The organism is Indiicoccus explosivorum (assembly GCF_002167005.1).
GTDB lineage: Bacteria > Bacillota > Bacilli > Bacillales_A > Planococcaceae > Indiicoccus > Indiicoccus explosivorum.
In genome coordinates, this window is record NZ_NHTN01000034.1 from 1 (window position 1) to 25,502 (window position 25,502).

Sequence of the window (25,502 nt, forward strand, 5' to 3'; positions counted from 1 at the left end):
TTCGACTCTGCAGCACGCTATTTCGACTCTGCATTGCCGCATTTCGACTCTGCAACCCCCTATTTCGACTCTGCAGCGTCCTATTTCGACTCTGCAGCGCCCTATTTCGACTCTGCAACGCGATCTAACTCTTTAATTTGGATGTTCTGCAGCCAAACGCTCGTTTTCACAGCCGGATTTCTTCTTTAATTAAATCCATCCGCAATATTTCCTTTCGCTGTGCATGGATTCCCCTGCAAACGGGAATACAATCCATGTCTGCCCGAGTTCGGGCATGTGGTTCAGCTTGATTTTTGCAGGGGAAAACCGGAAACTGGTAAACTGGTCAGTGAAAGGCTTTCCTTATGTTTAATTTTCACCATAAAATTATCGAAGGAGCTGAGAGAATGAATCAGAAACAGTTCGATACGGTCAAGAATGGAAAAGGGTTTATTGCAGCGCTGGACCAAAGTGGCGGCAGCACGCCGAAAGCCCTGGCGCTGTATGGCGTATCCGAGGCTTCCTATCAGACGGATGAGGAAATGTTCGACCTTGTCCATAAAATGCGGACGCGCATCATTACATCCCCCGCTTTCAATTCCGACAACATCATCGGCGCCATCCTGTTCGAACAGACGATGGACCGGAAGATCGAAGGCAAGTACACGGCCGATTACCTGTGGGAAGAAAAAGGCGTCGTGCCGTTCCTGAAAATCGACAAAGGACTCGCGGATGAAGAGAATGGTGTCCAGCTCATGAAGGCGATTCCGGGCCTGGATGAACTGCTGAAGCGGGCAAAAGACCGGAACATTTTCGGGACGAAAATGCGGTCGGTCATCAAAAAAGCGAGCCGCGAAGGAATCGAGGATGTCGTCGATCAGCAGTTCGCACTCGCCAAGCAGATTCTCGAAGCCGGCCTCGTGCCGATCATCGAGCCCGAAGTCGACATCAACAGCGCGGACAAAGCACAATCCGAAGCCATTTTGCGCGACGACTTGCGCCGCCATCTCGATGGGCTGAATGAAGACCAGAACGTCATGCTGAAACTGTCGATTCCGACGGAAGACAACTTCTACAAAGAGCTGATCGAGCATCCGCGCGTTGTCCGGGTTGTCGCTCTTTCCGGCGGATACTCGCGCGAGGAGGCGAACGACAAGCTCCGCGCCAACAACGGCCTGATCGCCAGCTTCTCGCGGGCGCTGTCCGAAGGCCTCAACGACCACCAGTCGGACGAGGAGTTCAACGAGACGCTCCGCAACTCTGTCGAACAGATCGCTGAAGCTTCACGGACGTAAGCGAATAAAAAAAGAGGCGTTTCCTGCAAGTCAGGAAACGCTTCTTTTTATTGCCGGCACAAAATCCCGGCTCCGCCGCTGCGATGAGGCTCGGCGGTCCTTTTTCAGTTACTCCCCAGTTTCCTTGAACCGTCTGATCCGCTCGCCGATGCCGTCGCGGACTTCCCGGAACACTTCCCATTTCTCTTCCTCGGTGCCTTCCGCTTTTGCCGGATCCGGGAAGCCCCAATGGTCGCGCTTCACAGAAGGCGGTGTCACCGGACACTTATCCGCCGCATCACCGCAGAGCGTGACAGCGAAATCCGCGTTATTCAGGATATCGATATCGATGATGTCCGATGACTGGCCGGAAATGTCGATGCCGGCTTCCGCCATCGCCTTCACCGCTTTCGGGTTCAGGCCGTGCGCTTCAATGCCCGCACTCAGCACCTGCCATTCGTCGCCGAGGATCTCTTTCCCCCAGCCTTCCGCCATCTGGCTGCGGCAGGAGTTGCCGGTGCACAGGAAGTAGATTGTCTTTTTATCCATCGGAACCTCTCCTTTTTTATTGAATAAAACCGGTTTTACAGAATCAGCAGGAGCCACAGATAAAGGCCGACAAGTGTGATGAACAGAGTCGGAATCGTCAGCAGGATGCCGATTTTGAAGTAGTAGCCCCACGAGATTTTGATGCCTTTCTGCGCCAGGACGTGCAGCCACAGGAGGGTGGCGAGTGAGCCGATCGGCGTGATTTTCGGGCCGAGGTCCGAGCCGATGACGTTGGCGTAGATGAGCGCTTCTTTTACCGGACCTGTCACGCCGGAATCAGTGATGGCGAGCGCATCGATCATGACGGTCGGCATGTTGTTCATGATGGAAGACAGGAAAGCCGCGATGAATCCCATCGAAATGGTCGCGACGAACATCCCTTCTCCAGCCGCCGCTTCGATGACCCGCGCCAGCACATCGGTCAGTCCGACGTTGCGCAGGCCGTAGACGACGACATACATGCCGATTGAGAAGAACACGACCGCCCACGGTGCGCCTTTGACGACCGCCATCGTCTCCACCGCATGGCTTCTCCGCGCCATAAGCAGGAAGAAGACCGCGACGGCACCGGCGACGAACGACACCGGGATGCCGAGCGGTTCGCTCAGGAAGTAGCCGGCGAGGAGGACGGCGAGGACCGCCCACGACAGCCGGAACATCCGCATGTCTTTTATGGCTTCCTTCGGCTTCTTCAGCTGGCTGAGATCGTAACTCGCCGGGATGTCTTTCCGGAAGTACAAGTACAGCACGAGGAGGCTGGCGCCGAGCGCGAAGAAGTTCGGCACGATCATGCGCGAGGCGTACTCGGCGAAACCGATGCCGAAGTAATCCGCCGACACGATGTTGACGAGGTTACTGACGACGAGCGGCAGCGAGGTCGTATCGGCGATGAAGCCGCTCGCCATGATGAACGGGAAGACCATCCGCTCTTTGAAGTCGAGCGCCCGCACCATCGCGAGGACGATCGGCGTCAGGATGAGCGCCGCACCGTCGTTGGCGAACAGCGCTGCGACGACCGCGCCGAGCAGCGTGACCAGCACGAACATGCGCACGCCGTTCCCTTTGGCGAGGCGCGCCATATGTAAAGCCGCCCATTCGAAGAAGCCGATCTCATCCAGGATGAGCGAGATCAGGATGATGGCGACGAACGCGAACGTCGCGTTCCAGACGATATCGGCGACCGTGATGACATCATTCAGGTCGATGACGCCCGCGATAAGGGCGAGAACCGCCCCGCCCATCGCCGGCCAGCCGATCGACAGCCCTCTCGGCTGCCAGATGACGAAAATTAGTGTTACGATGAAAATAATGGATGCTGCGATGACTAAACCCACTGACTGACCCTCCGATTATTCACAGGAAATCCGAAGTCCCTGTTTCTCCAGCTCGCTGATGCGTTCATCCTGATCAGGAACGAACCTGAGGATGTTCTCCACCAGCGCATACAATTCGCTTTCTCTATTGAGCGAATAAAAGATCCATTGCCCTTTGCGTTTTTCTTTCACGACTCCGAGGTCTTTCAGTTTCCGGAGATGCTGGCTGATCGCGGACTGGCTGATATCGAAAATTGCCACGAATTCACAGACGCAGCAGTCGTTCTTCTCCAAAAGCTTCACCATCGACAGCCGGGTCTTATCGCCGAGCAGTTTCAGGACCGATGCGGCTTTTTCCAGTTCAAGCTGTGTCGCTTGAGTTTCCATACAGTTCCACCCCTTTGTTTCCACTGATCACTATATCAGCATATGCTAATATAAACAACACGATTCAAGGACCTTGTCCCTTTTTCGACAGAAGAGCGCTGCCCGCGCCCTTTCCGCGGACGAACGGTCAAGCCTCCTCGACCGCAAGCGGCCTCCGGGGTCTTGGCCATCCGTTTTTCCGCAGGAGTGGCGCGGACCGCTCTTTCTTCCAGACCCAGCTGGAGCAGTATCTCCTTATCTGACTTGAATAGAATATTGCTTTTCAGCACCACCGAAATAAAATCAAAATTACATTCACTTTGGATATAGAGATAAGTAATTCTTTCAGCAAAAAACTAAAAAATGACCTCGAGATTCGCTCATACTTAAACCTCGAAGACTAAAGCTTTTCAAAAAGGTAAGACATCCTTTTCTAAGAAAATTCCATGATATGCTAGATGGTCGTCTAAGTATAGTTTCACTTCATATGAAGAACTATCATTTAATTGGTTAAGATTATATGTAATAGCATGCTCGGGCATATACCTATCTTCATCTACTCGATAAATTTGGCCTGAACTTTTTTCCAGAACTCGCAGGGAAGTTTTGAATTTGTCTCTTCCCTCTCCTTTATTTATTGAAAGAACAATTTCATTTTTAGATAAGTGAACTTCTTCTACGAAAGTCCAATTTCCATAATAGAAATTGTTACGAGAATCTATCATTACGATATCTTTATATTTTTTTCTGGTATCTCTATCTAATGTATTTAAAAAAGTTTCCTTCTCTGCAGAGCTCCTGACGACAATAAACTTAAGACTTTCTAATGAACATTTTTCTGGGACTATTAATTCTGCATGCCTATGAATTTTGATGTGTCCCTCAGTTTCGGTATTGTAGCTGCCTTCATGGTAAATAGATTTGAAGGGCATTCGCGCAAAATCTTCTGATCTGCTAAAAGACTGATCTTCTACAGCCAAGTTACCGTAGGAGAATTGAGTATCGCTTCTCGTTAACATTTCTTTGATATCAAACAACAAGAAAACAGGAACTGGGCAATGAGCATTTAAACTGCTTAGAGTTGTGGATCCTCTTATTCCCTCGTTCCTGTATTGTGTTGGTGTTTTAGGTCTGAAATAGAATCTTACATAGTTCTTCCAATTTTCATTTGTATGATTAATTACTTCCGAACTGGCGTTATCCACTTTCATAACCCCTAGTTCTTCAGCTGTCTTCCTCGAATATATGAAGCCTGATTGAAGCACCGAGACCGCATTTTGTAAATCTGTAAAGTGATAGACAAATCTAGGAATCAATTTTCGTTTGATTGGCGGAAGACCGGTATCAATCGCTCCTGAAATTAACTGGTCGATTAGTTCTTCAAAATGCTCCGAGTTACTTTTTAAGTTCATAGAAGTCTTCCTCCTTGCCCAGTTTCAAACGATTGAACGGTTGGGGTATTAGCCGAATCCCGTTAGTAAAATCTGTCTCGGTTCTATAAGAATGGGAAATAGCAACCGTTTCGACGTAATCTAATTGATTGAACAGACTCAAAACAAGACCACTTACGTTTGTTAAACCTTCCGGTAAGTCTTGTAAACTTGCAAATCCATTCTTTCTAAGAAAGCGCCAGAATCCTGCTAATTGCAACTTGGTCACAAAATACTCCTTAGATTCACTTGAAAATGCTATGGTAGGAATTGCACTGATATCATCATTCGATTCAACTTCAGGAAAAAAGTTCTGTTCTTCCTTCTCAAGATTAATGACTATTACTCTCCAATTTTTGTTATTGTATTTAACTGTCTCCCTTTTAGTGATTAAAGCCAATACATCTTCCCATACTTCATTAAAACTCAAAACTTGTGGCATTGATTGGAGCCATTCTTTAATTTCCTTTGTTCGCTTGTGTTCGGGACTTACACTTTTATCAGATAAATGAATGTAGATTTCAATAGGTAGTGGTCTTAAGTACTTTTCCATCAATGGCTTTACCTCTTGCTCCCAATCCAACCCTCCATTTCCACAGCCAAGCAAAGGAAATGATATTGAAGTAATTCCTTTTTCTTCATATGTCTCCACAAATTTCTTTAATCCTGCCTCAATATATTCTATCTTCGATGGTGATTTCCAGTGTTGTTTAGTAGGAAAGTTAAGAATCCACTTGTGAGGGGTTTTATAAATCCATAATTGTCCAGTATTAAATAAATTTTTCTCGCATAAATCTCTATACTGCTCGAACATGTCCGGGTAAATCTCTTTAAATCTTTTCGCGATCCCTTTTCCCATGACACCTACAGTATTAACTGTATTAACTAATACTTGAGCAGGACTCTCGAAGAGATCTTTTTTGACATAGGTAATCATTTTTCTTCACCGCCATTCCAGTTTAGGTATAATTATAAGCTTAACTCTTAATCAGTTCTAACTTAAAGTTTCCTTAATGTAACGCTTCTAATTTACCGATCTGAGTCATTCTACTAGTTTCTTATTCACATACAGAATCGTGCCGACACCATAGGCGAGAATCACCGGAGCCAGAAAGGAATCCTGATACGGGATATGGATAAGTCCGTTCAGCAGCATGAACAGGCCGCTGTTCAGAAGGAAGAAACCGGCGATTTTCGCCAGCCGGTCCTTGTCCCGCACACGAGCCTGATTGAAGCCGGACAGGACCCATGTCTGTTTGCGGATCCCAACAAAATATGCGCAGAAGAAAAAAAGAAAGGAAATCACAATTAAGTTAACGTCAACATCAAATGCCATCGAACCACCCTTTCAATTACCGCTGCCACTCAAGGGAAAGCAGAAACAGGCCGAGTGCAAAAATCAGGAAACTGTAACTCCACAAGAAACCGTGGTTGTTCACCTTATGCGGATTCTTCCGGTAATAAGCGAGCGCGAACGGTTTTTTCGTAATCATCATATAAGAAGAGATGAAAAGCATATAAAGTCCGATCGGCGCGTAGGTGTACGGTGAAACAGCAGCCACTCCGGCGGCAAGCAATGCTGCGGTCAGCGGCAAAGAAAGCTTGCTTCTCTTATTGTCACCGGCAAGGTTCTGTGCGAGTTCCGCCGGATTCCCGAATTCGCGATACAGTTCGGCTTTCAATTCCTGTCCAGATTTCCCTTCCCGGTCGTGCTCCTCCAGAAATGCGTGGATATGGGCTTTCAGTTCCTCAAACTCCGCACTATTAATAGAATATCCATCCGACTCCTGTTCGACTGCTAGTATATATGTTTCATATACATTCCGCTTCATGTCTCCTCACCTCCGCTTTCGTCGAGTGACGATAGCGCCCCGTAAAAGTTCCGGTACGTCTCCATCCGGTTTTTGAGTGCTTTACGGCCAGCATCCGTAATAAAATAATATTTCTTCTGTGGTCCATTTTCTGAATCGGCCCAGTAGTAATCGATGAAGTCATTGACATGCAGCCGCTTCAAGACCGGATAAATTGCACTGCCGCCGAGCGACAGTTCACCTGTCTCCTGCAATTTTTTCGTAATCTCATATCCATACATCGGCTTCGATTTGAGCAGCAGCAGGACCGCAAGTTCGAAGCTTCCCTTCTTCAATTGGAACAGCCACTTATCGCCCATCATTCACCGCTTCCTTCTTTCTCTCATTTTACAATAAATGACACTATATTTCAATGAGATATAGTATGTTCATTGGAGACATGCATTTTCTCATTTTTGAAACCTTTCACTAACTGTCGTCGTAAAGTAAGACAAGAGGTGATCGAAATGGGACTGAAGAAAATCCTTCCGGCACTTTTGCTGATGTTGCTCCTGCTGCCGGTTCATGCCGCAGCCGTCGAATTCAGAATTCCAGAAGTGGCGATCGAAGCGCAGCTGAATGAAGACGGCAGCGTCGATGTCCGCGAAACGCATACGTATGCATTCGAAGGGGATTTCAACGGAATCACTCGGGAAATCATTCCGAAAGAAGGAAGTTCGATCACGGATTTCACCGCTTACGAAAATGGCAGGCCGCTCCGGACGGAACATGAAGAAGGCATCTATAAAGTACACCGCCAAGGGAACGACGAGACGATTACGGTCGAGCTCCAATATACAATTACGGACGGTATTGAAAAATTCGAAGACGGCGCTCAATTTTACTGGCCGTTTTTCGATGAACGGAACGAAAGTGATTACGGCGACGTTACGATCACTGTCAGTCCGCCGGTGCCCGCGGAAAATCCTTTATTTGTCGGTTACGATGAAGCCTACGGTACAGGCAGCGCGACAGAAGATGGCGAGATCGTATTCGAGCTCGGTGATGTGCCGGAAGGTGAAAACGGGGATATCCGTGTCGTTTATGAGCCAGAGCTGTTCCCCGCTGTCGCGGCACAATCCGGCACGATACGCGATGACTTGAGAGCGGAACAAGACCGTCTTGCAGAAGATGCAGCGGTGTTCATACAAAATCAAGAGACCGTGAAGACGGCGGGAAGCATCGTTATGGCTGCAGCAGGACTGATTCTGGCCGGTCTCTTCGCGAGCGGTTACTTCGGCATGCGGCGCAAAAAACGCTCGGCAGCGGCACACTCCAGCAAAAGCATCGTGCCGGAACAGACAGTGAGTATGCCAGCGACTATTCATTTTACGAAAATCGGCTTTCCTTCACCGAACGGAACGGCAGCTGCCCTGCTCGACCTCGTCCGAAAAAGACGCGTGAAGCAGCTGACTGAAGACCGGTTCGAACTCATCAGCCGGGACACGGACCATCCGCATGAAGCTGTGCTGATCGGCCTGCTGTTTGATAAAATCGGCGACGGCCGCTTTTTCGCTCTGGCCGATTTGGAAGCCTACACGAAGAATGAACTGAATCACGGCTCGTACAGCGGTGAGATCGCCGAATGGAACCGCCTCGTCGATGAGGAAGTAAAACTGCACGGCTTTACTGAACAGAAAAGCGGCTTACGCTGGATGGCCGTGGTCCTCGGCTTGGTGTTCAGTGTCATGATCGGTGTCTTCGGCTGGTATGAATTGCTGCCATTCCTGTTTTTCTCGCTGCTGCTGGCCGGCGCCGCTTTCGCATATGCGGTTTTTTACAAGCCGCTCACAGTGGATGGCCATGCCGTCAGACAGCAATGGAGACAGCTTGAAGAAACGCTGGACAGCCTAACCCCTGACCAGCTGAAACAGCTCCCGGCGGATGATAAGCTCCGGGGATTCCTATACGTCATCGGAATCGGGGGCGGAACAGGAGGCAAACAAGCGAAAAGCTTCATGGCTGCCGGCAACCGGCTCGATTTGAATGGAATCGACCCGATCTACTACACTCCGTTCCTAGTGACAGCGTTTGTCACCGCGAACACGAGCACCGCATCAGCCGCAGGCGGTTCAGCCATCTCCGGGGGCGGTGTCGGGGGTGGAGGCGGCGGTTCAGGAGCGTTTTAACAGACCCGGATTTTTCATCTTGCTTCAGGAAGCGAAACAAGCCATCACCGGGACGCTCCCGGTGATGGCTTGTTTCTTATGTCCGTCGCCGCAATCCGCAGCGGCTTATGTACTCCCTGGTCATTTCCATTCTTCCAGTCTGTCCAGCGGCTTGATGCTGATGAAACCGTGCTCTGTTTTCAAAGGGTCGGCTGCAGTCATATCATTCAGTCGTGTTACGGCCAATGTCGTCGCATCCCGAATACTTCCAGCTTTAATCCGCGCGGTACAGTGCCTGTTTACACCTTTGCAATAGAATAGGATATAGTCCTGCATACATGATCCGCTCCTTTTCAGGTGAATGGGTCAAGGGGATCTTATTCCGCTTTTGATTCCCTTTAATATCAATATTCTCCTTCTATTTGTAAAATCCTTCTTTTCCTCGGATTCCCAAGTTCCGCCGTTCTTGACCGACTGCCCAAATTAAACGGCTGGCCGGACAGCTGCATGACCGAAGCGGGCTAGAGACATTTTCTTTTGAAAGGCCTATAATAGAGGCTGTCTGTTTTATTTTGGAGGCGATCACTTGAATGCCAAAGCGTTTTCATTCGCACTTTTTTCCGTCCTGATCTGGGGCTCTTCATTTGCAGCGATCCGCGTGAGCCTGCAGGGCGGTTACGATGCGGGGCACAACGTCCTTGTCCGTTTCCTCGTCGCTTCGGCGCTGTTCGCCGTTTATGCGGCATGGCCGGGCACGAAGTTCCGCCTTCCGCACAGAAGCGATATGCTGCGGATCCTGCTGCTCGGATTCACAGGAATCAGTATTTACCACATCTTTGTCACGTTCGGTATGGAGACCGTTTCAGCGGGCACTGCCGGCATGCTCGTCGGTTCGGGTCCGATCTTCACCGCCTTGATTGCAGCGGCGGTCTTAAAAGAGCGGCTGACCCGCCCGGGCTGGCTCGGAATGGGCATCGGATTTGCCGGCATTTCGCTTATCGCCCTCGGTGCGGAGGGAGCTTCCCTCACCCTGACCGGCGGTGCGCTGCTCGTCCTGATGGCCGCCTGCGCCGCATCCGTCTTTTTTGTGTTCCAGAAGCCGCTGCTCACCCGGTACACAGCCATTGAATTGACCGCCTATTTCACGTGGGCCGGCACGCTGCCATTCCTCATCTTTTCACCCGGCCTGCTGGACGCGTTGGGGAACGCGACATTGGAAGCTCATGCCGCAACCGTCTATGTCGGCCTCTTTCCCGCAGCAGTCGCCTATGTGACATGGGCGTCCGCGCTGTCATCCGCAAGCGCCAGCTCTGTCTCCAGCCTGATTTATCTGGAACCGGCTGTGGCGATCGTAGCCGCCTGGCTGTGGCTGCACGAGCTGCCGACAGGACTTTCCTTATTCGGAGGCGTCATCGCCATCAGCGGCGTGCTCCTCGTAAACGCTTTAGGATGGAGACGCAGGACCGGTGCCAGGAAACAGGTCGAATCGCACGCGTAACGGATGGCAAAAACCGCACCCCGGGTTTCCGGAAGTGCGGTTTTTGTTTTCCTGTTTTATTTCCCCAGCGCCTTCGTCACGGCTGCTCCGAGAATCCGGATCCCTTCAGCGATCTGTTCCTCGCTTTCATAGCTGAACGACAGCCGGAGGCAGCCGGCGCCCGATTCCCGGTCCAGGAAAAAGTACTGGCCGGGCACGAAGGCCACGCCCGCTTCCATTGCTTCCGGCAGCAGCTTTGCCGCATCGATTCCCGGGATGTTCACCCATACGAAATAGCCGCCTTCCGGCACATACCAGGACGCCGATTCCGGCAAATGGGCTGCCAGCGCGGCGAGCATGGCATCGCGTTTCGAGTGATAGGCATCACTTAACCGCCGGACCCGGTCTCCGAATGCGGCGGTTTCCAGGTAAGCCGCCATCAGCGCCTGGCCGAACGGATGTCCGAGGTCTTTTTTCAGCCAGGACATGACGGTGATGGCGGACTCCGGCGCCGCCACCCAGCCGATCCGCATGCCCGGCGCCACGGTTTTTGATAACGAACCGATGTAGAATACCCGGTTCGCCGAATCCATCGCTTTCAGTGTGGCCGGCGTATCCCCGAAAGCGAGTTCGCCGTACGCGTCGTCTTCCACGACGAGGAAGTCGTACTCCGCCGCAAGTGCAAGAATGTGCTGGCGGCGTTCCGCTGACAGCGTCGTCCCGGTCGGATTCTGGAAAGTCGGGATGGTGTAAAGGATCCGCGGGAGCGGACGCCCGTCCCTTCGCCGTTCTGCCAGCTGCTGTTCCAGCATGTCCGTCCGCATGCCGTATTCGTCGACCGGCACGGTGACGAACTGTTCTGTGTAGTTCTGGAAAATTTCAAGGGCTTCCATATATGTGGGCGACTCGATCGCCACGACAGCCTCTTTGTCCAATAAAACACGGGCCGCCAGATCGATCGCCTGGCAGGCGCCCGATGTCACCAGCAGCTCGTCACCGGGAACCGCCATGTCCCGCTCCGCCATTCTCGTTTGTATGTATGCCGCCAGCGCAGGCGTCCGCGGACTGCCGATATATTGGAGCGGCTTGTCCCCTTCTTCATCCAGCAGACGGGCCGCGGCAGCCTTCAGTTCTTGGGACGGCACAAGAGACGGTGCCGGATAGCCGGAATTCAACCGGATACAGCCGGCCGGGAGCTTGGACAGCCACTGTCCGGGGGGATCATGGGTGAAAACAGTCTGAATATCATTCGAAAACGGGATGTTCGGTTCCATCGCGGTCATTCTCCTTTCAAGGTGCAGTCCGGAACGGCCGGTATAAGGTATTTTACCATTCCCGCCGGCCAAAACGAAATGGCCCCCGGACTTTGGGCGCCATTTCATTCTCTTCTATATATGCCGGGTATCTGCGGGACCGTCCGAACCGCTGCCAGCCGGGTCTCAGCGCTGGACTTGCTGAAGGAGCCGGCCGCTCGATTTCGCAGGTGACAGTGCATCGGTGATGAGGTATTCCAGGAGCGCCTGTTTCTCTTTCTCACTGAACACGAATAAACTTGCACCATCTTCCGTATCACGCGTCAGGCAATGTTCTTCGATGACAAGCCCGCCGTCGGAGCCGTTGGAAATGCAAATGACGTTGTAATCCTGTTCAATGAGCAAGCGGTTCGTCATGCTGCTGATTCTGCTCATGTCGGTTCCTCCTTCGGATTTATGCAGTATAATAGCCTGACTTTTCAGATTTCTTATGAATTTTATTATGTCAGATAGTTCCTGTACATACAACTATTATTCCTCCATTTAGTATAAATATACATTTCGTCCTACAGCTCTCATGGGGCGAAAGATTGAAATCGCGCACGTTCAACCGAAAATCAATAAAACTATCCCAACAAAAAAACCCGTACGGGCACCGTTTCCAGTGCCCATACGGGTTCGGCTTCTTATTAGGAATGGCGTTACCGGACGCCGGCCGCTTCCTTTTCCTGACGGGCCGGTACGGTTTTCAACGCAGCGGACCAATCGACGAGCTGATCGAGCATTTGACCGACAGAATCCGCCTGCACGTCCGCCGGTTTGAATTCCGACATGTCCTTGAAATCCGTGAACAGCGACAGTGCCGGATGTACACGGACATCGGCCACAAGCAGCTCGCCGAGAATGCCGCGGAGGTGCTCCGCCGCACGCGCGCCGCCGACCGAGCCATACGATACGATACCGGCCGCTTTGTTGTTCCATTCATCGCGCAAGTAATCGAGCGCGTTTTTCAGCGCGCCTGTGATGGAGTGGTTGTACTCCTGGACGATGAAGACGAAGCCGTCCTGTTTGGCGATCACTTCCGACCATGCCGCTGCGCCCGACGCGTCGCCGTCCGGCTCACCCAATAAAGGCAGCTTGTAGTCCGCGATATCGATCACCGTATAGTTCGCATCGCCGCGCTGATCCGCGACTTCTTTCACCCATTGGCCGACTTGCGGGCTGAGGCGCCCTTCACGTGTGGATCCCAGAATGATGCCGATGTTCAGTTTTGTCATGTTCGATTCCTCCTGCTTCGTAGTGGTTTTTCCTCCGAAAAATTGGCGGATATTCATTTTCACAAATACTCCTTTTCAATGGTTCTTGTGCTGCGCACTGTATCGATCGGCCGCACCAGCTGCTCGATCCGCTGCCGTTCAGGCTCGAGGAAAGGCGGGAGGGAAAGGCGTTCCCCTACCGTTTCATAAGGTTCATCCCCCATGAATCCCGGTCCGTCCGTCGCCCACTCGAAGAGGATGCCCGGTGCGACGCGGGCGTACAGAGATTCAAAGAAAAAGCGGTCGACATAGCCGGAAGTGCGGAACCCGGACTGCTGCATGTGCCGGATCCAGTCCTTAAGGACGTCCGTATCCGACACGCGGAACGCCGCGTGATGGACGGTTCCGAATCCCTGGCGGCCCGAGGGCAATACCGCATTGTATTCGACGATGACCCGTGCGCCGTTCCCGCCTTCGCCGAATTCGAATAAATGAAGAGAACCGTCCTGGGCGATTTCTCTCATGCCCATCACTTCTTCGATCACTTCCTTGAATGGTTCGAATCGGGAGACCCGGATATGGAGCGGGCCGAGGCCGGTGATGGCGAACTCGAGCGGCACCGGTCCGTTTTGCCATGGGGTGCCCGGGGCGACGCCTTCATTGCCTTCATCGGAAATCAGCATATACTGCTGATCGTCGAAATCCGTGAATGGAATGGTTTTCCGGCCGAACACGTCCTTGATCCCCTTGTTTTTCACTCCATACTTGGCAAACCGTTTCAGCCAGTACTCCAGCGCGGCATCATCCGGTACGCGGAATGCGGTCCTGTAAATTTCGTCCGTCCCGTGCGACCCTTTCGGAATTCCGGGGAAATCGAAAAATGTCATATCGGTCCCCGCAGCGCCTTCGTCGTCCGCAAAGAACAGGTGATACGTCTGGATATCATCCTGGTTGACCGTCTTCTTCACCAGCCGCATGCCGAGCACGAACGTAAAAAATTCATAATTCTTCTCTGCGCTGCTCGTAATGGCCGTGACGTGGTGAATGCCTTTGATCCCTTCCATTTCATCACCTCACAAAAATATCTTTAATTCGAGATAAATATTTAAAAATAAAACGGCTCCCGCCGAAATCGCCTTTAATATCTCGAATTTGTTTATCTCACATTAAGAATATTAACATAGCCCGTTCAGCCAGTCAACGCTTTGAGCTCGTTGTTTTGTCAATGAATGGCCGTGCCGGAACGAGTTCCGGCACGGCAAACCAATCAAAGCCGGAGATCCTCCCTGCTGAGGACTAAGCGGCCTGTCCCCGACCCGGCTCCGGTGAGCGGATCGTATGGGATCAGCCGGCTGAAATCCAGTCTAGTCAGCGCAGCGATTTCCGTAATCGGAACTTGGTACGTCCGGAAGCGGCCGTCTGTGAATTCGAGATTCCCGAGCATATCCCGCTGCGAAAGCAGATAGGCAGTGGCGGATAATTCCCCGTCCTGTTTCATGACGGCAGCGATTTTCCAAAACTCGGCCGGAATCCTGAATTCATCCCTGTAAAGCCGGTCGTCTTCCCGGAAGACCGGACCGGTGAAGACGCTCGCCTTCAGTCCGTGTGTTTCCGCGTTCTCCAAAATGTAATCTTCAAGCTGCAGCCATGCTTTTTGATTGAGATTTTTATGCTGCGGCGCGCAGTTGGTGAAATGGAAAGTGTGCGCGTTCGCCTTTACCGCATCGATCCCCCAGTTCGGGTCCTGCCGGCGCGTCAAGTGGCCCCTGTCGAGTTCATTGCGGGCGTACAATTCCGGTCCCGACTGGAATTCCTCCGGGATGCGCGGGTCGAAAAACCATTCGTCATTTCCGCGTCTCACCTGTACAAGCTGATTCCCGTCGATATTGACCGCCGTGAAATAAGCGAGCCGTCTTTCCTTACTCATCATGATGGAAAAATGGGCATAGTCGAGCACGTCACTGCCGTCTTCCGGCCGCGCGATATCCGCAGCCAATGATTCCGGCAGCCTTGGGAGCGGAACTTCCGCACCGAGAAAAGACGGGTCATAACCCGATACCCCTTCATACCATTCCTCACCGAGCGAACCGGCCTCCCATACGGCGTCTGCATCCGGATCCGCGTCTTCCAGCACCCGCCCAAGCAGCGGATGGCCGCCAGCATGGCGCCGAAGATAGCGGAGAATCGCACTGATGCGGATCCCTTCGTTGGCGATGAAGGCCAGCGGGTCATCGGGATCCGGCACACCCGCATGATGGAGCGCGACAACGACCCACTGGTCATTGAACACCGGAGAACCCGATGAACCCGGTTCCGTATCGCTGACATAATGAATAAAGTCAGGCGACAGGAACCGCACTTCGTTTTCCCGGAGAGTCACCGCTTTCGGCCCGCCTTTCGGATGCTGGATGATCGAGACATACTCCCCTTCCAGCACTTTGCCGGCCGGTGACAAAAGCGGCAAGTACCCGAAATCGGCGAGCTGCCGGCCGCTTGACGACGTATCCTGTACAGCTATGACCGTAAAATCAAGCGGCTCGTCTGTGATGAACAATTGATCCGGTGCAAACCGGAAACTGACGGTTTCCTTCGGCCGGAAATCGGTGTCGTCCTCGAAATTGAATTCCGCTATCGCGTAAAGCGCGTCTTCCGCTGTTTCCAGCACATGATTGTTTGTCATGATCAATGAAGGGGAAATCAGAAAACCGGTGCCATAGCCTTGGATCTCCCCTTGTCCATTCATCAGGACAATCCGGCAGACAGACCGGCCCGCATCGACACCCGCCTGCAAATAAGCGACCGGCAGCAAGTCACTGTCATGGATGATCCGCTCCACCGCCAGCCGGTCGTAGGCGTCCAGGACACTGCTCCGGATCCGCATCTGCTCCAGCTTCTCACCGTCAGCCTTGTTTTCTCCGTTCCGTTCGGCCGATTCCAGCTGCCGGTACCGGAGCAGCGCCTGCTGTTCAATCCGTTTCACTTTGGACTCTCTCATCTTTCGGACCTCCCTCGCCAGTCGGCAGTTATCTGTCAATTCCCATCATAACATAGAACATGCGTTCTTGTTTTATTAAATTAAGGTTTTTTTCAGCAGCCTTTCGGACGGTCTGCCAAGAATAAGAAAAGACGGTGCCAGCAGGCGCCGTCTTTCCAAGTGTTTTCGATCCGGGACTCTTTCCCATTTTTTCTTCTTCAACGACCTGTAATCCGCCTGAAGGGGCCGTCCGTTCGAGTCCCGCCAATGCAACCGCTTTCAACTGAGCGGCAGCCGGCTTAAAAATCAGCAAGTCCCGTAAAGGTTTAATCCGTCAGTGCAGGACGTATGCGGACCAGCAATGCGGCAACAACAGCGGTCGCGATAGCCGGCACGAACCACCCGATTCCCTGTTCGTAAAGCGGCAGCATGCCAAGAAGGGAATCCGCCGGGCCGAATTCGATGCCAGCTGCCCGCAGGCCATCGAAGATGCCGATGATTCCTGTCAGGAATAACGCCGATTTGTACACCGCCGGATGATGGCCGAACAGGTCTCCAGCGAACGACAGCAGAATCAGGACGATCGCAATCGGATAAATCGCCAGCAGCACGGGAAGTGAGAACGCAATGAGCTGCGTAAGGCCGATGTTGGATACGAAGGCGCTGAATCCTGAAAAAATGAGCACATAACCGACGTATGAAACACGCGGCAGAATGTGATTAAAATACTGAGCGGCTGAAGTGACGAGCCCGATGGAAGTTGTCAGGCAGGCGAACGTGATCGCCAGCGCCAGGATCACTTGGCCGAACTCGCCGTAAAGAATGCCGGCGGACAGTGCCAGGACCGCTCCGCCGTTATCCTGATGGCCGATGACTTCAACACTCGATGCGCCGATATAGCTGAGCGAAAAGTAAACAATGGAAAGTCCGATTGCCGCCACAATTCCTGCGAACGAAGCCGCTTTCAGGACTTCTTTCGGTTCCCGGACGCCTTTGGAGCGGAGTGCCTGGATGACGACGATGCCGAACACGAGCGCCGCCAGTGTATCCATCGTCAAATAGCCTTCCAGGAAGCTTCTGAAAAAGGGCTCGGCCGCATACTCGCCAATCGGCTGTGTAACCGGTCCCATAGGCGTCACCATGCTTTTCACGGCTAAGAGCCCAATGACGATCAATAAAATCGGTGTCAGCCATTTGCCGATCCGGTCCACGAGCTTTGTCGGGTTCAAGGATAGCAGGACCGTCACTGCAAAAAAGAACAGCGACCAGAGAGCGAGCGGAAGCCATGTGCCGGACGCCGCGTCTCCGAGAAACGGAAAAATGCCGATTTCATAGGATACAGTCGCCGTTCTCGGGATGGCGAACAGCGGGCCGATCACTAAATAGAGCACCACCGTGAAGACGAGGCCGAATACCGGCCCGACCCGATTGGTGAGCGTCTGCAGATCCCCGCCTGTCCTGGCGATCGCAAGAATGCCGAGAAGCGGCAGGCCGACGCCGGTCAGCAGAAATCCGACAATCGACGGAATCAAGTTCTCTCCGGCCCTTGGCCGAGAAGCGGAGGGAATATGATGTTTCCAGCGCCGAGAAACAGGGCGAACAGCATCAGTCCCACCGTCAGCAATTCACTGAATGACAGCTTGTTGGTAGACATAAATATCTCCTTAAGGGTTAATTCTTCAGGCAATTCCTTATTATAAGCCATTTCATCTTTTCCGTGCTGACCTTTTCGGAAAAAAAGCAAAAAGACGGGCAGCCTCCTGCCCGTCTATCCGGTTGCATGGACTTTGGACGATTCTCTGAACAGGACGATCAGGCCGATGCTCAGCAGCGCGAGGATACCGGAGAAAAAATAGATTTCTCCCGACTGGATCGTCAGCAGCCACGTGAAGAACAGCGGGCCGATGATGCGGCCTAAATTATCCATCGAATAAGTCATGCCCGCGGCTGTTCCGTACCTTCCGCCCGACTCCTTCGTCGTCAGGGAAACAAGCGCTGTCCTCGCCAGCGCATTGCCCGCCGTAAAGACGCTGAGCGCGATGCCCGCGAAAAAGAGTCCGGTCGTGAACGGCAGCAGGAACAGGCCGATGGCTGTGACTACCTGCGCCGCGCTGATCCATTTCGTCTCAGTTCCGTCTTTGATCCGCCTTACTACACCGCCCTGGATGGCGGCATCCACGAGACCGCTCGCGATGAACAAATAGCCGAGTTCGAGCGGCGTGATAGCGATCTGATCGATCTGGAACAGCTGGAACGTCGCTTCGAGGCCCGCCAAGAGGAATGTCACCATGAAGGACAGCAGGAACAGGTAAGCGATCCGGTATTTCCAGAGGGCCGCACCCCCTTCCGGCAGCAGCTGCCGCTTGACTGCCTCTCCTTGCCGCACTGGTTCCTTCAGCATGGCTGCGGCGTACACGAGCAGCAATAAAACCAGGACGGCCGAAGCCGTGAACGGCAGGGAAAGCGAAATGGAACCGAGGAGCCCGCCGATCGCCGGACCGAAGATGAAGCCGAGGCCGATCGCCATGCCGAGCAGTCCCATGTACTTATTGCGTTCTTCATCAGTCGTGATATCAGCCACATATCCGGTCACCGCCGTATACAGCGCACCCGAGAACAGGCCGCCGACCACACGCGAGACGTACAGCAGGAACAAGCTGTCGAGAAAAAGCGAGAACAGGAAAAAACTCAGGCTGAACCCCGCCAGTCCGACGAGAATCAGCCGCTTGCGCCCTGTGCGGTCCGAGAGTCTCCCCCACAGCGGTGCCGTGAAAAACGAAGCGAGCGCATAAATCGTGATCAGCCCGCCCACATGGATGTCCGCGTACCCTTCCTGGACGATGACTTCCGGCAGAACCGGTATGATGATGCCGAACCCGAGATATACAAAGAACTGGACCGACATTAATAGGTAAATGGCTTTCTTCATAATCATAAATCCTGCTTTCTCTATGAGGCGTTGCTTCCATTCTATCCGGGTTTTCCCGGAACGACAACGGGATACCGAAAACCGACCGATTACACTCAAGGCGGACAGCCGGCAATTTCCCCCGGAAGAAGCTGCCGGCTGTCCGAACCCTTAACCGAATCGCCAAAACCGCCATCATGCTATTAGAAGAGAACTTGAGCCGCCTAGAGGAAGCATTCCCGCCAGCCATGAGCAGCCAGCGCTTAATCAGAAAAACGAAAAAGACCGCAGCCAAACTTCATGGTACTGAGTCTGGCTGCAGTCTGAAGGAACACCCTGTTAAGAGTATCCCGATTAACACAGGTTGAAGTATTGATTTTCCGTTATTCCATGAACAAATTCACTTCATGATCATTTATTCTGCGGTGACATCATCGATCACTTCAATGACATCTTCGGCAGGATCTGCTGTTTCATCGATCACTTCATCCAGTTCCGGATCCACCGTTATCTCAATTCCATCCAGTAATGACTGGACTTCAAGGATTTCCTGAGTTGTTGTAGCGATGAACGCGCTCGCATCCGCCACTTCCGGCAAATCGCTGCCCACTTTGTTAATGACGGCGTTCAGCTGGTTCTCAGAAGCGCCCACGCGGTTTAGAAGCCCGTCCAGCGTTTTCTGATACAGGACCGCCTGCTCGGCCGTCAGTGTTTCGGTGTCAGCAAGGATGTTTGCGACAAGTTCCAGCTCGGCATTTACATCGACAAGCCGGTCTTCAACTGCATCGATACGGTTTGTGATGCCCGCGTTCACTTTCACTTTATCCGCATTCGCACTCACCTGAGCCTTCGCCTGCGCTGATGCATTCGCGTTCGGGGCGTCCGCGCTGGCAGATGGTGCAAGTGCTAAGCCTACCACTAAAGCCGGTGCTGTGAATGTCAGAATTGATTTTTTCATGTCCTCATCCTCCTTTGGAATCATATAAATCCCTTGTTTTTGTGATGTTTCATTATACATTTACCTCGACCAATATCAGGATAATCCTCAGTACCTTCGATTTAACTGATTTGAAATCAACTTGAAATTCCGCCGTAATGGTCTTCTTGCCAAAAAAAGAAGAGCAGCCCGGCAGCTGCTCCAGATTATTTTCAATCCTCTTTTCAGCAGGCAGGGCGGCTGCTCCATCGCTCAGCCCACCTCCTACCCAGTTCGTCTTTTCCCAGTGATCAGCTCTTTTTCCGGGGAGCCGCCCGTCTCGCCTTCGCCCGCTTCTTCTTTTCGGCTTCCGTCATCGGCGCGGGATCCGTCAGTTCCGGCAGCGCGCCGCCGGCAATCTCCCACAAATACAAACTGGCGACACTCGCATACGGCGAGTAGCGGCGCTTATACTTCCGGTAAAGCTCCGGCGTGATTTTCCGGTGGCGGTACAGCATACGGAGTCCCCGGACAATCGCGAGATCACCGTAACTCAGGATGTCCGGCCGCTCCATCGAGAACAGCATGAGCATTTCAGCCGTCCACTGGCCGATCCCTTTCAGTTCGGACAGCTCACGGCACAGCTCTTCATCCGACAGTGCATGAAGCGCCTCAATATCAACTTCACCTGACGCAATCTTTTCCGCCGCTCCTTTGATATAGCTCACTTTCCGGAATGAAACACCGATCGCCTGGAGTTCTTCATCAGTATGCGCCAGCACATTCTCCGGCGTCACTTCCCCCAGCATACCGACCAGCCGGTTCCAGATCGTCACATGTGCTTTCGACGAAATCTGCTGGCCGATCATGCTGTTGACGAGCGATGCGAATAAATCCGGATCGACCGCGCGCTTCACCGGTCCGATCCGGTCGATCGCTTCGCCGAGCAGCGGATCCCGTTCTTTCAAATAGCGGATTGCTTCATCATCGTAACGGAAATACATAACAGCCTCCCTTTCATTCGTGTTCACCGGTTCCGGACAAGCCCGGCTGACCAGCCGGGCTTCCATTGTCTCCGGGTCGCGCCTTCATCCCGCGGAACTGGAAATTAAGGATACGGACAAGGATTCCGCTCAATTCGGCGGCACTCTGCCGGAAATTCTGCCGGCTCCACTCGATCACCACTCCGAGAATCGCATTGGCCTGATACGCGCTCAGCATAGCGGCATCGACACCCGTCTCTCCATGGAGATGCATGTCGTTTTTGATCAGCTCCTGCACATGATGGAACAGCAAATAATAATAAGAGATGGGAACCGACTCGGAAAAGACGATCCTGTAGAATTCGCTGTTCTTTTCGATGTGGTGGAAAATCCGGATCGTGTCCGGGTTCAGTTCATCGGTCTGGAGGATCTGCACGTGCTTGTACGGTTCCAGGTAGGAATCGGTCAAATCGGTCATAAGGTCCCTGAAGAACTCTTCGAACAAGTCTCCCACTTGCCCGTAATGCGAATAAAATGTCCCGCGGTTCACGTTCGCCAGCCGACAGATTTCGGTGACGGAAATGGAATTCAGCGCCTTTTTCTTCAACAAATTCGTCAATGCTTCTTTCAGCGCCGATTTCGTTTTGATGATGCGCAGATCGGTAGCCCGCACTTTCTCACCTCTTACTGAACAAATTTTCTTTTATTGTCCATTAGCAGACACTTTCCCGATTTTTGCTTATTGAAAGCGTTTGCCCGGCAGGAATATACTTTTATTATACAAGTGTCCATTAAAAAGAAGGAGGTTTTATTAATGAAACTGGAAGGGAAAGTCGCGATTGTAACAGGTGCCGCTTCGGGAATGGGAAAAGCGATCGCTGAACTGTATGCGAAAGAAGGAGCCAAAGTGGTCATCGCCGACATGAACCTTGAAGGCGCGGAAGCCGTCGCCAAGGGCATTTCCGAGAACGGCGGTACGGCGAAGGCGGTACAGGTGAACGTCGCCAAGCAGGAAGATATCGACAGCATGATCGATACGGCGCTGAATGAGTACGACACGCTGGATATCCTGGTCAACAATGCCGGCATCATGGACAGTTTCGAACCCGTCGCGGACATCAGCGATGAGAAATGGGACCGCATCTTCGAAGTCAACACGAAAGGCGTCATGCGGGCGATGCGCAGAGCGATCCCGATTTTCCTCGAAAAAGGAAAAGGCGTCATCGTCAATACCGCTTCTACTGGCGGTCTGAACGGTGCGCATGCCGGCGTGGCTTATGGGGCATCGAAACATGCAGTGGTCGGCCTCACCAAAAACACCGGGTACATGTACGCCAAGGAAGGTATCCGCTGCAACGCGATTGCGCCGGGCGGCGTCGCAACGAACATCGCCTCCTCTGCCGGCAATTTCAATGAATTCGGCGCCAGCCGGCTGCAGCCCGTCCAGGGCATCATCCCGCGCATCGGCCAGCCCGAGGAAATTGCGCAAGTCGCGCTGTTCCTCGCCTCCGATGAATCGAGCTTCGTGAACGGCACGGTCATTACGGCGGATGCCGGCTGGACAGCGGCGTTTTAAAGATGAACGATGGCCCCGGTCCCAAAGGATCCGGGGCTGTCAGGTTCATGTTCAGGAGTCTTCCTGATTTTTTTGATTTCGTCTTTCTTTTCATTTTTATCCTCTGTCAGCTCTTGTTTTTCATCCTGTTTCTCTTCCTCGATTTCCTTCATTTCCTCGTTCTTGTCTCCTTTTCCTTCGGCAGCTTCCTCTTTTTCTTCTTCTTTTTTCTCCTCCACTTCCTTCACCTTTTCCTGGTATTCCTCCTCTACTTCTGTTGTAGCAGGAATGAACGGTTCGTGGTTGTAGTCGGTGCGTTTCCCGTACCGGAGCATTTCGTAAATGATCATGCCATTGTTCGGCATGCCATTCACGGTCTTCATCGGGATGGTGTCCAGCAGCAAATAAAACACCGCGTAGAACATGAAGCGGTCCCAGAATTTCGGAAACGTCTGCAGCATGTTATTGGCCAGCATGGCGTTGATCACCAGCGCAGCGGCGAGAAGAATGATGATCGGCCCCGCATAGACCATGACATACGCAAATTTGCTTTTCCGTTTCAAGGAATCATACGAGAACCAGCTTTGGAGATGGTAATACTTCCGGAAATCAAAAATGCCCACCTTGAAAAATCGGGGGCCTGATCCGATTGTGAGCCGCGGATTTTCCGCCCCGACAAGCTCACTCATAATCAAATAGCCGCTTTCCCGTATGAACACGACGAGCGGCCAGATGATGAACGCCGACACAATCAGCGACAGCAGGTCTGTAAGTCCGAACATATAGATCCTCATCCTTATAAATTCAGTGATTAATCATTACCTCCATAAATACCCGCCGCGGCCGGGAATGAATCTTTTACAGGGACCGAAAAACACAAGACCCTCCGACGCCGGCGCGGTACAATGGAGGAAATTGATCATACAGGCTGTTAAGAGAGGAGACGATCCGCAGATGAAGGATTTGTGGAAGAAAGTCGATGACCATTTTGCCGAGAAATTCCAGCAGGATGACGAGGTGATGAAAAACGTACTGGAAGCGAACGAAGAAGCGGGACTGCCGAAAATCGACGTCTCGCCGAATCAGGGCCGGTTCCTGTCCCTCCTGGCAAAACTTGCGAATGCGCGGACAATTTTGGAAATCGGGACGCTCGGCGGCTACAGCACCATCTGGTTCGGCCGTGCGCTGCCTGATGACGGGCGGCTCATCACACTCGAGTTCAACCCGAAGCATGCCGAGGTCGCACGGAAAAACATCGACATGGCAGGGTTAAGCCCGAAAATCGAAGTGATCGAAGGAGCGGCGCTCGACACATTGCCGACGCTGAAAGACAGGGGCTTCGCTGAGTTCGACCTGATTTTCATCGATGCGGACAAAGACGCTTACCCAGATTACTTCAAGTGGGCCATGGCATACGCCAAGCCGGGCACGATCATTATCGGTGATAATGTAGTCAGGGGCGGCCGCGTACTTGATGCGGACGACGAGATGGGAACGGCTGTCCGGACATTCACGGATCTGATGGCGGATGACCCGCGGATCGACGCGACGGTCCTTCAGACCGTCGGCGGCAAGGGCTATGACGGCTTCGCGATCGGAGTCGTGAACTGAACCGAAAAAGAAGTTCCCGAATTACCGGGAACTTCTTTTTGCTTCCTGCATGAAGGAATAAATCTTCCGGGCTGTATTGACGTTTCTGACGGTGATCCGTTTATACAGATCTGTACCGATGATTTTCACCATCGCACCTTTCGCAGCATTTTGCCGGTCGATCGACCAGATAATGGCGCCTGGAACATAGTACGCCGTATCAATCCCCGGTTTAATCGCGAGCTGTTCCATTACGGAAGCCTCATTGACTTCTTCCCATAAGAACAGGACATCGCTTTTCATCCGCTCGTCGTTCGTCCACGACTCAGGGACTGCTTCCATGATCGTTTCCATTTCCTCGGCATTGACGAGAAGCACATTGATCGACAGGCCGAATTGGGCAGCGATCGCCTGCTCCAGTTTAGCCATAAGCTCCATCTTCGGTTCATCGTCCGCTTCAAAAACGATATTGCCAGAGTTAATGTACGTGACCACAGACCGCATCCCGGCTTCCTCGAACACCCGCTTCAACGTTTTCATGTCGATTTTATTCTTTCCCCCGACATTGATGCCCCGGAGCAAGGCAACATAGACCATGGCCGCTCCCCTTTCTTTACCGATGACTGTTGTCATACTTGTCCGGAATGGGTCACATTCGTCGCAGACAAGGCGTTGCCGTCCGGATCTTCAAAACCGAATCCGCCGTGCGGCGAACCGGGAAACAAATTGAGGTCTGTCACCTTGACCCCTTGGCTTTTGAGAAATCCATGGAACTTTTCCAAGTCCCCGATATAGAAATCGACGACGCTGTGGGTGATGCCGGTATGCGAATTCACGAAACGCAGCCGGGTCGGCGCTTCCGTCTCCACCAAATAAAGTGTCGGCACCCCGATGCGGCTTCCGCCCTGAAGATGCAGCATGGCTGAATGATCATCCTGGTACACGGCTTTCAATCCCAGAACCTGGCTGTACCACTCAACCGACTGTTTCACATCTGACACTGGGATTTCGATCGTGGCAATGCGCGGCACAATCCGCCACATGACTTCTTCTGTAAATTCAGTGCCCACTCGCTTGTTCTCTATCCGTGAATCCGCCATTTCATTCAGCAACTCCTTTTTTAATTGGGTTTTTGCCCGGCGCAGCCTGCTTTCCGCTGCACTTTGAGTGATCTGCAGCAAATCGCCGACCTCTTTTGCCGTATAGCCGGACAGATACCGCAAGATGACCGCCATTCTGTACTTCTCTTCCAAGCCATCGAGCGCTTCCCACACCAAGTCTTTTACAACTGAGTCATGGGAGGCACCCACCGGTTCGGGCATGTCGCGATCAGCCGCTGTTTCCTGCAGCCGCGCCTTTTTCCGAAAGTAATCCAAACATTGATTCCGCGTGATCGCGAGGAGCCAGTTCGGCAGACTCTGGCCTTTCTGAAGCGCCGGCAGTTTCGTCCACGCCTTCACGAACACTTCCTGGGCAATGTCTTCCGACTGGTGGATATCCCGCGTCTTGCTGAGCGCCACTCCATAGACGAGGTTCGAATACTTCGTGACCAGCACTGAAAACGCATCATACTGCCCGTTTATCGCTTTCCTGATCAGTTCTTCATCCATTCGCTTCTCTACCGCCCCTCTCCTTACTACAGACGTCAGGCAATTAAGATTTCGGTCATGCGGATGTAAAAAAGCTTAAATTTCCGGGCGGAATGAGTCTATTCGCCGACA

26 protein-coding genes and 1 pseudogene are annotated in these 25,502 nt (G+C 52.5%); 6 read left to right on the forward strand and 21 right to left on the reverse strand.

Going from position 1 to position 25,502, the window contains the following annotated elements:
- Both CCE92_RS16125 and CCE92_RS10590 read left to right on the forward strand, forming a co-directional pair.
- On the forward strand, positions 1 to 189 hold a 189-nt coding region (locus CCE92_RS16125), incomplete at its 5' end, for a hypothetical protein (RefSeq protein WP_206601399.1).
- 197 nt (positions 190 to 386) lie between these two features.
- On the forward strand, positions 387 to 1,274 hold the full coding sequence (locus CCE92_RS10590) for a fructose bisphosphate aldolase (protein ID WP_088007676.1): 888 nt from the start codon (positions 387 to 389) through the stop codon (positions 1,272 to 1,274).
- 108 nt (positions 1,275 to 1,382) lie between these two features.
- Here the strand turns inward: CCE92_RS10590 and arsC are convergent, their stop codons facing one another.
- The 8 genes from arsC to CCE92_RS10630 all read right to left on the reverse strand — a co-directional run bounded on the left by arsC (position 1,383) and on the right by CCE92_RS10630 (position 7,084).
- A complete protein-coding gene (arsC, locus tag CCE92_RS10595; RefSeq protein ID WP_088007677.1) occupies positions 1,383 to 1,802 on the reverse strand; it encodes an arsenate reductase (thioredoxin) in 420 nt (139 codons plus the stop codon).
- A 35-nt stretch (positions 1,803 to 1,837) separates the two neighbouring features.
- Positions 1,838 to 3,136, reverse strand: coding sequence for an arsenic transporter (locus tag CCE92_RS10600; protein WP_088007679.1), 1,299 nt, complete (start codon positions 3,134 to 3,136; stop codon positions 1,838 to 1,840).
- A gap of 15 nt (positions 3,137 to 3,151) precedes the next feature.
- A complete protein-coding gene (locus CCE92_RS10605) occupies positions 3,152 to 3,502 on the reverse strand; it encodes an ArsR/SmtB family transcription factor (RefSeq protein ID WP_088007681.1) in 351 nt (116 codons plus the stop codon).
- 389 nt (positions 3,503 to 3,891) lie between these two features.
- Positions 3,892 to 4,893: a DarT ssDNA thymidine ADP-ribosyltransferase family protein gene (locus CCE92_RS10610; RefSeq protein ID WP_088007683.1), complete on the reverse strand. Its 1,002-nt coding sequence runs from the start codon at positions 4,891 to 4,893 to the stop codon at positions 3,892 to 3,894.
- Positions 4,877 to 5,848, reverse strand: coding sequence for a macro domain-containing protein (locus tag CCE92_RS10615; RefSeq protein ID WP_088007685.1), 972 nt, complete (start codon positions 5,846 to 5,848; stop codon positions 4,877 to 4,879). Before CCE92_RS10615 ends, CCE92_RS10610 begins: the two co-directional genes overlap by 17 nt.
- A 105-nt stretch (positions 5,849 to 5,953) precedes the next feature.
- The gene (locus CCE92_RS10620) at positions 5,954 to 6,247 is read right to left on the reverse strand and encodes a DUF3784 domain-containing protein (protein WP_088007687.1); all 294 of its coding nucleotides are present in this window, start codon (positions 6,245 to 6,247) and stop codon (positions 5,954 to 5,956) included.
- Positions 6,248 to 6,263: 16 nt separating this feature from the next.
- A complete protein-coding gene (locus CCE92_RS10625; protein ID WP_088007689.1) occupies positions 6,264 to 6,743 on the reverse strand; it encodes a hypothetical protein in 480 nt (159 codons plus the stop codon).
- A complete protein-coding gene (locus CCE92_RS10630) occupies positions 6,740 to 7,084 on the reverse strand; it encodes a PadR family transcriptional regulator (protein ID WP_088007691.1) in 345 nt (114 codons plus the stop codon). Before CCE92_RS10630 ends, CCE92_RS10625 begins: the two co-directional genes overlap by 4 nt.
- 144 nt (positions 7,085 to 7,228) lie before the next feature.
- On the opposite strand from CCE92_RS10630, the gene CCE92_RS10635 reads away from it, so the two are divergent.
- Positions 7,229 to 8,890, forward strand: a complete 1,662-nt coding sequence (locus tag CCE92_RS10635) for a DUF2207 domain-containing protein (protein WP_088007693.1) — start codon at positions 7,229 to 7,231, stop codon at positions 8,888 to 8,890.
- Positions 8,891 to 9,455: 565 nt separating this feature from the next.
- Positions 9,456 to 10,367 carry a DMT family transporter gene (locus CCE92_RS10645; protein ID WP_088007697.1) on the forward strand — a complete coding sequence of 304 codons (912 nt, stop codon included), beginning with the start codon at positions 9,456 to 9,458 and terminating at the stop codon, positions 10,365 to 10,367.
- Positions 10,368 to 10,423: 56 nt separating this feature from the next.
- Here CCE92_RS10645 and CCE92_RS10650 read toward each other — a convergent pair whose 3' ends face one another.
- The 10 genes and pseudogenes from CCE92_RS10650 to CCE92_RS10700 all read right to left on the reverse strand — a co-directional run bounded on the left by CCE92_RS10650 (position 10,424) and on the right by CCE92_RS10700 (position 21,309).
- Positions 10,424 to 11,620: an aminotransferase-like domain-containing protein gene (locus CCE92_RS10650; protein ID WP_088007698.1), complete on the reverse strand. Its 1,197-nt coding sequence runs from the start codon at positions 11,618 to 11,620 to the stop codon at positions 10,424 to 10,426.
- 165 nt (positions 11,621 to 11,785) lie between these two features.
- Positions 11,786 to 12,034 carry a hypothetical protein gene (locus CCE92_RS10655; protein ID WP_088007700.1) on the reverse strand — a complete coding sequence of 83 codons (249 nt, stop codon included), beginning with the start codon at positions 12,032 to 12,034 and terminating at the stop codon, positions 11,786 to 11,788.
- 266 nt (positions 12,035 to 12,300) lie between these two features.
- Positions 12,301 to 12,876 (reverse strand): NADPH-dependent FMN reductase, encoded by a 576-nt coding sequence (locus tag CCE92_RS10660; RefSeq protein WP_088007743.1) that lies wholly within the window; start codon positions 12,874 to 12,876, stop codon positions 12,301 to 12,303.
- A 59-nt stretch (positions 12,877 to 12,935) separates the two neighbouring features.
- On the reverse strand, positions 12,936 to 13,919 hold the full coding sequence (locus CCE92_RS10665) for a ring-cleaving dioxygenase (RefSeq protein WP_088007702.1): 984 nt from the start codon (positions 13,917 to 13,919) through the stop codon (positions 12,936 to 12,938).
- A gap of 203 nt (positions 13,920 to 14,122) precedes the next feature.
- Positions 14,123 to 15,850 carry a DNA/RNA non-specific endonuclease gene (locus CCE92_RS10670; RefSeq protein WP_088007703.1) on the reverse strand — a complete coding sequence of 576 codons (1,728 nt, stop codon included), beginning with the start codon at positions 15,848 to 15,850 and terminating at the stop codon, positions 14,123 to 14,125.
- Between the two features lie 305 nt (positions 15,851 to 16,155).
- Positions 16,156 to 17,483: pseudogene (gene brnQ, locus CCE92_RS10680) on the reverse strand (branched-chain amino acid transport system II carrier protein).
- 114 nt (positions 17,484 to 17,597) lie between these two features.
- Positions 17,598 to 18,758, reverse strand: coding sequence for an MFS transporter (locus CCE92_RS10685; RefSeq protein WP_088007745.1), 1,161 nt, complete (start codon positions 18,756 to 18,758; stop codon positions 17,598 to 17,600).
- 394 nt (positions 18,759 to 19,152) lie between these two features.
- Positions 19,153 to 19,695 carry a hypothetical protein gene (locus CCE92_RS10690; protein WP_088007707.1) on the reverse strand — a complete coding sequence of 181 codons (543 nt, stop codon included), beginning with the start codon at positions 19,693 to 19,695 and terminating at the stop codon, positions 19,153 to 19,155.
- 269 nt (positions 19,696 to 19,964) lie between these two features.
- Positions 19,965 to 20,657: a DNA-3-methyladenine glycosylase family protein gene (locus CCE92_RS10695; protein WP_088007709.1), complete on the reverse strand. Its 693-nt coding sequence runs from the start codon at positions 20,655 to 20,657 to the stop codon at positions 19,965 to 19,967.
- Between the two features lie 13 nt (positions 20,658 to 20,670).
- On the reverse strand, positions 20,671 to 21,309 hold the full coding sequence (locus tag CCE92_RS10700; RefSeq protein WP_088007710.1) for a TetR/AcrR family transcriptional regulator: 639 nt from the start codon (positions 21,307 to 21,309) through the stop codon (positions 20,671 to 20,673).
- A 141-nt stretch (positions 21,310 to 21,450) separates the two neighbouring features.
- On the opposite strand from CCE92_RS10700, the gene CCE92_RS10705 reads away from it, so the two are divergent.
- Positions 21,451 to 22,212, forward strand: a complete 762-nt coding sequence (locus tag CCE92_RS10705) for an SDR family oxidoreductase (RefSeq protein WP_088007711.1) — start codon at positions 21,451 to 21,453, stop codon at positions 22,210 to 22,212.
- On the opposite strand, the gene CCE92_RS10710 is transcribed toward CCE92_RS10705, so the two are convergent.
- A complete protein-coding gene (locus CCE92_RS10710) occupies positions 22,209 to 22,973 on the reverse strand; it encodes a hypothetical protein (RefSeq protein WP_088007713.1) in 765 nt (254 codons plus the stop codon). The genes CCE92_RS10705 and CCE92_RS10710 overlap by 4 nt on opposite strands.
- 172 nt (positions 22,974 to 23,145) lie before the next feature.
- On the opposite strand from CCE92_RS10710, the gene CCE92_RS10715 reads away from it, so the two are divergent.
- Complete coding sequence (locus CCE92_RS10715) at positions 23,146 to 23,802, forward strand: class I SAM-dependent methyltransferase (RefSeq protein WP_088007715.1); 657 nt, start codon at positions 23,146 to 23,148, stop codon at positions 23,800 to 23,802.
- 21 nt (positions 23,803 to 23,823) lie between these two features.
- On the opposite strand, the gene CCE92_RS10720 is transcribed toward CCE92_RS10715, so the two are convergent.
- Both CCE92_RS10720 and CCE92_RS10725 read right to left on the reverse strand, forming a co-directional pair.
- Positions 23,824 to 24,378, reverse strand: a complete 555-nt coding sequence (locus CCE92_RS10720) for a DUF1697 domain-containing protein (protein WP_088007718.1) — start codon at positions 24,376 to 24,378, stop codon at positions 23,824 to 23,826.
- Between the two features lie 32 nt (positions 24,379 to 24,410).
- Positions 24,411 to 25,391, reverse strand: coding sequence for a sigma-70 family RNA polymerase sigma factor (locus CCE92_RS10725; protein WP_088007720.1), 981 nt, complete (start codon positions 25,389 to 25,391; stop codon positions 24,411 to 24,413).
- Positions 25,392 to 25,502: the final 111 nt, after the last annotated feature.

Excerpts from the sequence above, each read along its gene's own strand:
- CCE92_RS10590 (WP_088007676.1), top strand. The coding sequence starts at position 387 with ATGAATCAGAAACAGTTCGATACGGTCAAGAATGGAAAAGGGTTTATT.
- arsC (WP_088007677.1), bottom strand. The coding sequence starts at position 1,802 with ATGGATAAAAAGACAATCTACTTCCTGTGCACCGGCAACTCCTGCCGC.
- CCE92_RS10605 (WP_088007681.1), bottom strand. The coding sequence starts at position 3,502 with ATGGAAACTCAAGCGACACAGCTTGAACTGGAAAAAGCCGCATCGGTC.
- CCE92_RS10610 (WP_088007683.1), bottom strand. The coding sequence starts at position 4,893 with ATGAACTTAAAAAGTAACTCGGAGCATTTTGAAGAACTAATCGACCAG.
- CCE92_RS10615 (WP_088007685.1), bottom strand. The coding sequence starts at position 5,848 with ATGATTACCTATGTCAAAAAAGATCTCTTCGAGAGTCCTGCTCAAGTA.
- CCE92_RS10620 (WP_088007687.1), bottom strand. The coding sequence starts at position 6,247 with ATGGCATTTGATGTTGACGTTAACTTAATTGTGATTTCCTTTCTTTTT.
- CCE92_RS10625 (WP_088007689.1), bottom strand. The coding sequence starts at position 6,743 with ATGAAGCGGAATGTATATGAAACATATATACTAGCAGTCGAACAGGAG.
- CCE92_RS10630 (WP_088007691.1), bottom strand. The coding sequence starts at position 7,084 with ATGATGGGCGATAAGTGGCTGTTCCAATTGAAGAAGGGAAGCTTCGAA.
- CCE92_RS10635 (WP_088007693.1), top strand. The coding sequence starts at position 7,229 with ATGGGACTGAAGAAAATCCTTCCGGCACTTTTGCTGATGTTGCTCCTG.
- CCE92_RS10650 (WP_088007698.1), bottom strand. The coding sequence starts at position 11,620 with ATGGAACCGAACATCCCGTTTTCGAATGATATTCAGACTGTTTTCACC.
- CCE92_RS10655 (WP_088007700.1), bottom strand. The coding sequence starts at position 12,034 with ATGAGCAGAATCAGCAGCATGACGAACCGCTTGCTCATTGAACAGGAT.
- CCE92_RS10660 (WP_088007743.1), bottom strand. The coding sequence starts at position 12,876 with ATGACAAAACTGAACATCGGCATCATTCTGGGATCCACACGTGAAGGG.
- CCE92_RS10665 (WP_088007702.1), bottom strand. The coding sequence starts at position 13,919 with ATGGAAGGGATCAAAGGCATTCACCACGTCACGGCCATTACGAGCAGC.
- CCE92_RS10670 (WP_088007703.1), bottom strand. The coding sequence starts at position 15,850 with ATGAGAGAGTCCAAAGTGAAACGGATTGAACAGCAGGCGCTGCTCCGG.
- CCE92_RS10685 (WP_088007745.1), bottom strand. The coding sequence starts at position 18,758 with ATGAAGAAAGCCATTTACCTATTAATGTCGGTCCAGTTCTTTGTATAT.
- CCE92_RS10690 (WP_088007707.1), bottom strand. The coding sequence starts at position 19,695 with ATGAAAAAATCAATTCTGACATTCACAGCACCGGCTTTAGTGGTAGGC.
- CCE92_RS10695 (WP_088007709.1), bottom strand. The coding sequence starts at position 20,657 with ATGTATTTCCGTTACGATGATGAAGCAATCCGCTATTTGAAAGAACGG.
- CCE92_RS10705 (WP_088007711.1), top strand. The coding sequence starts at position 21,451 with ATGAAACTGGAAGGGAAAGTCGCGATTGTAACAGGTGCCGCTTCGGGA.
- CCE92_RS10710 (WP_088007713.1), bottom strand. The coding sequence starts at position 22,973 with ATGTTCGGACTTACAGACCTGCTGTCGCTGATTGTGTCGGCGTTCATC.
- CCE92_RS10715 (WP_088007715.1), top strand. The coding sequence starts at position 23,146 with ATGAAGGATTTGTGGAAGAAAGTCGATGACCATTTTGCCGAGAAATTC.
- CCE92_RS10720 (WP_088007718.1), bottom strand. The coding sequence starts at position 24,378 with ATGGTCTATGTTGCCTTGCTCCGGGGCATCAATGTCGGGGGAAAGAAT.
- CCE92_RS10725 (WP_088007720.1), bottom strand. The coding sequence starts at position 25,391 with ATGGATGAAGAACTGATCAGGAAAGCGATAAACGGGCAGTATGATGCG.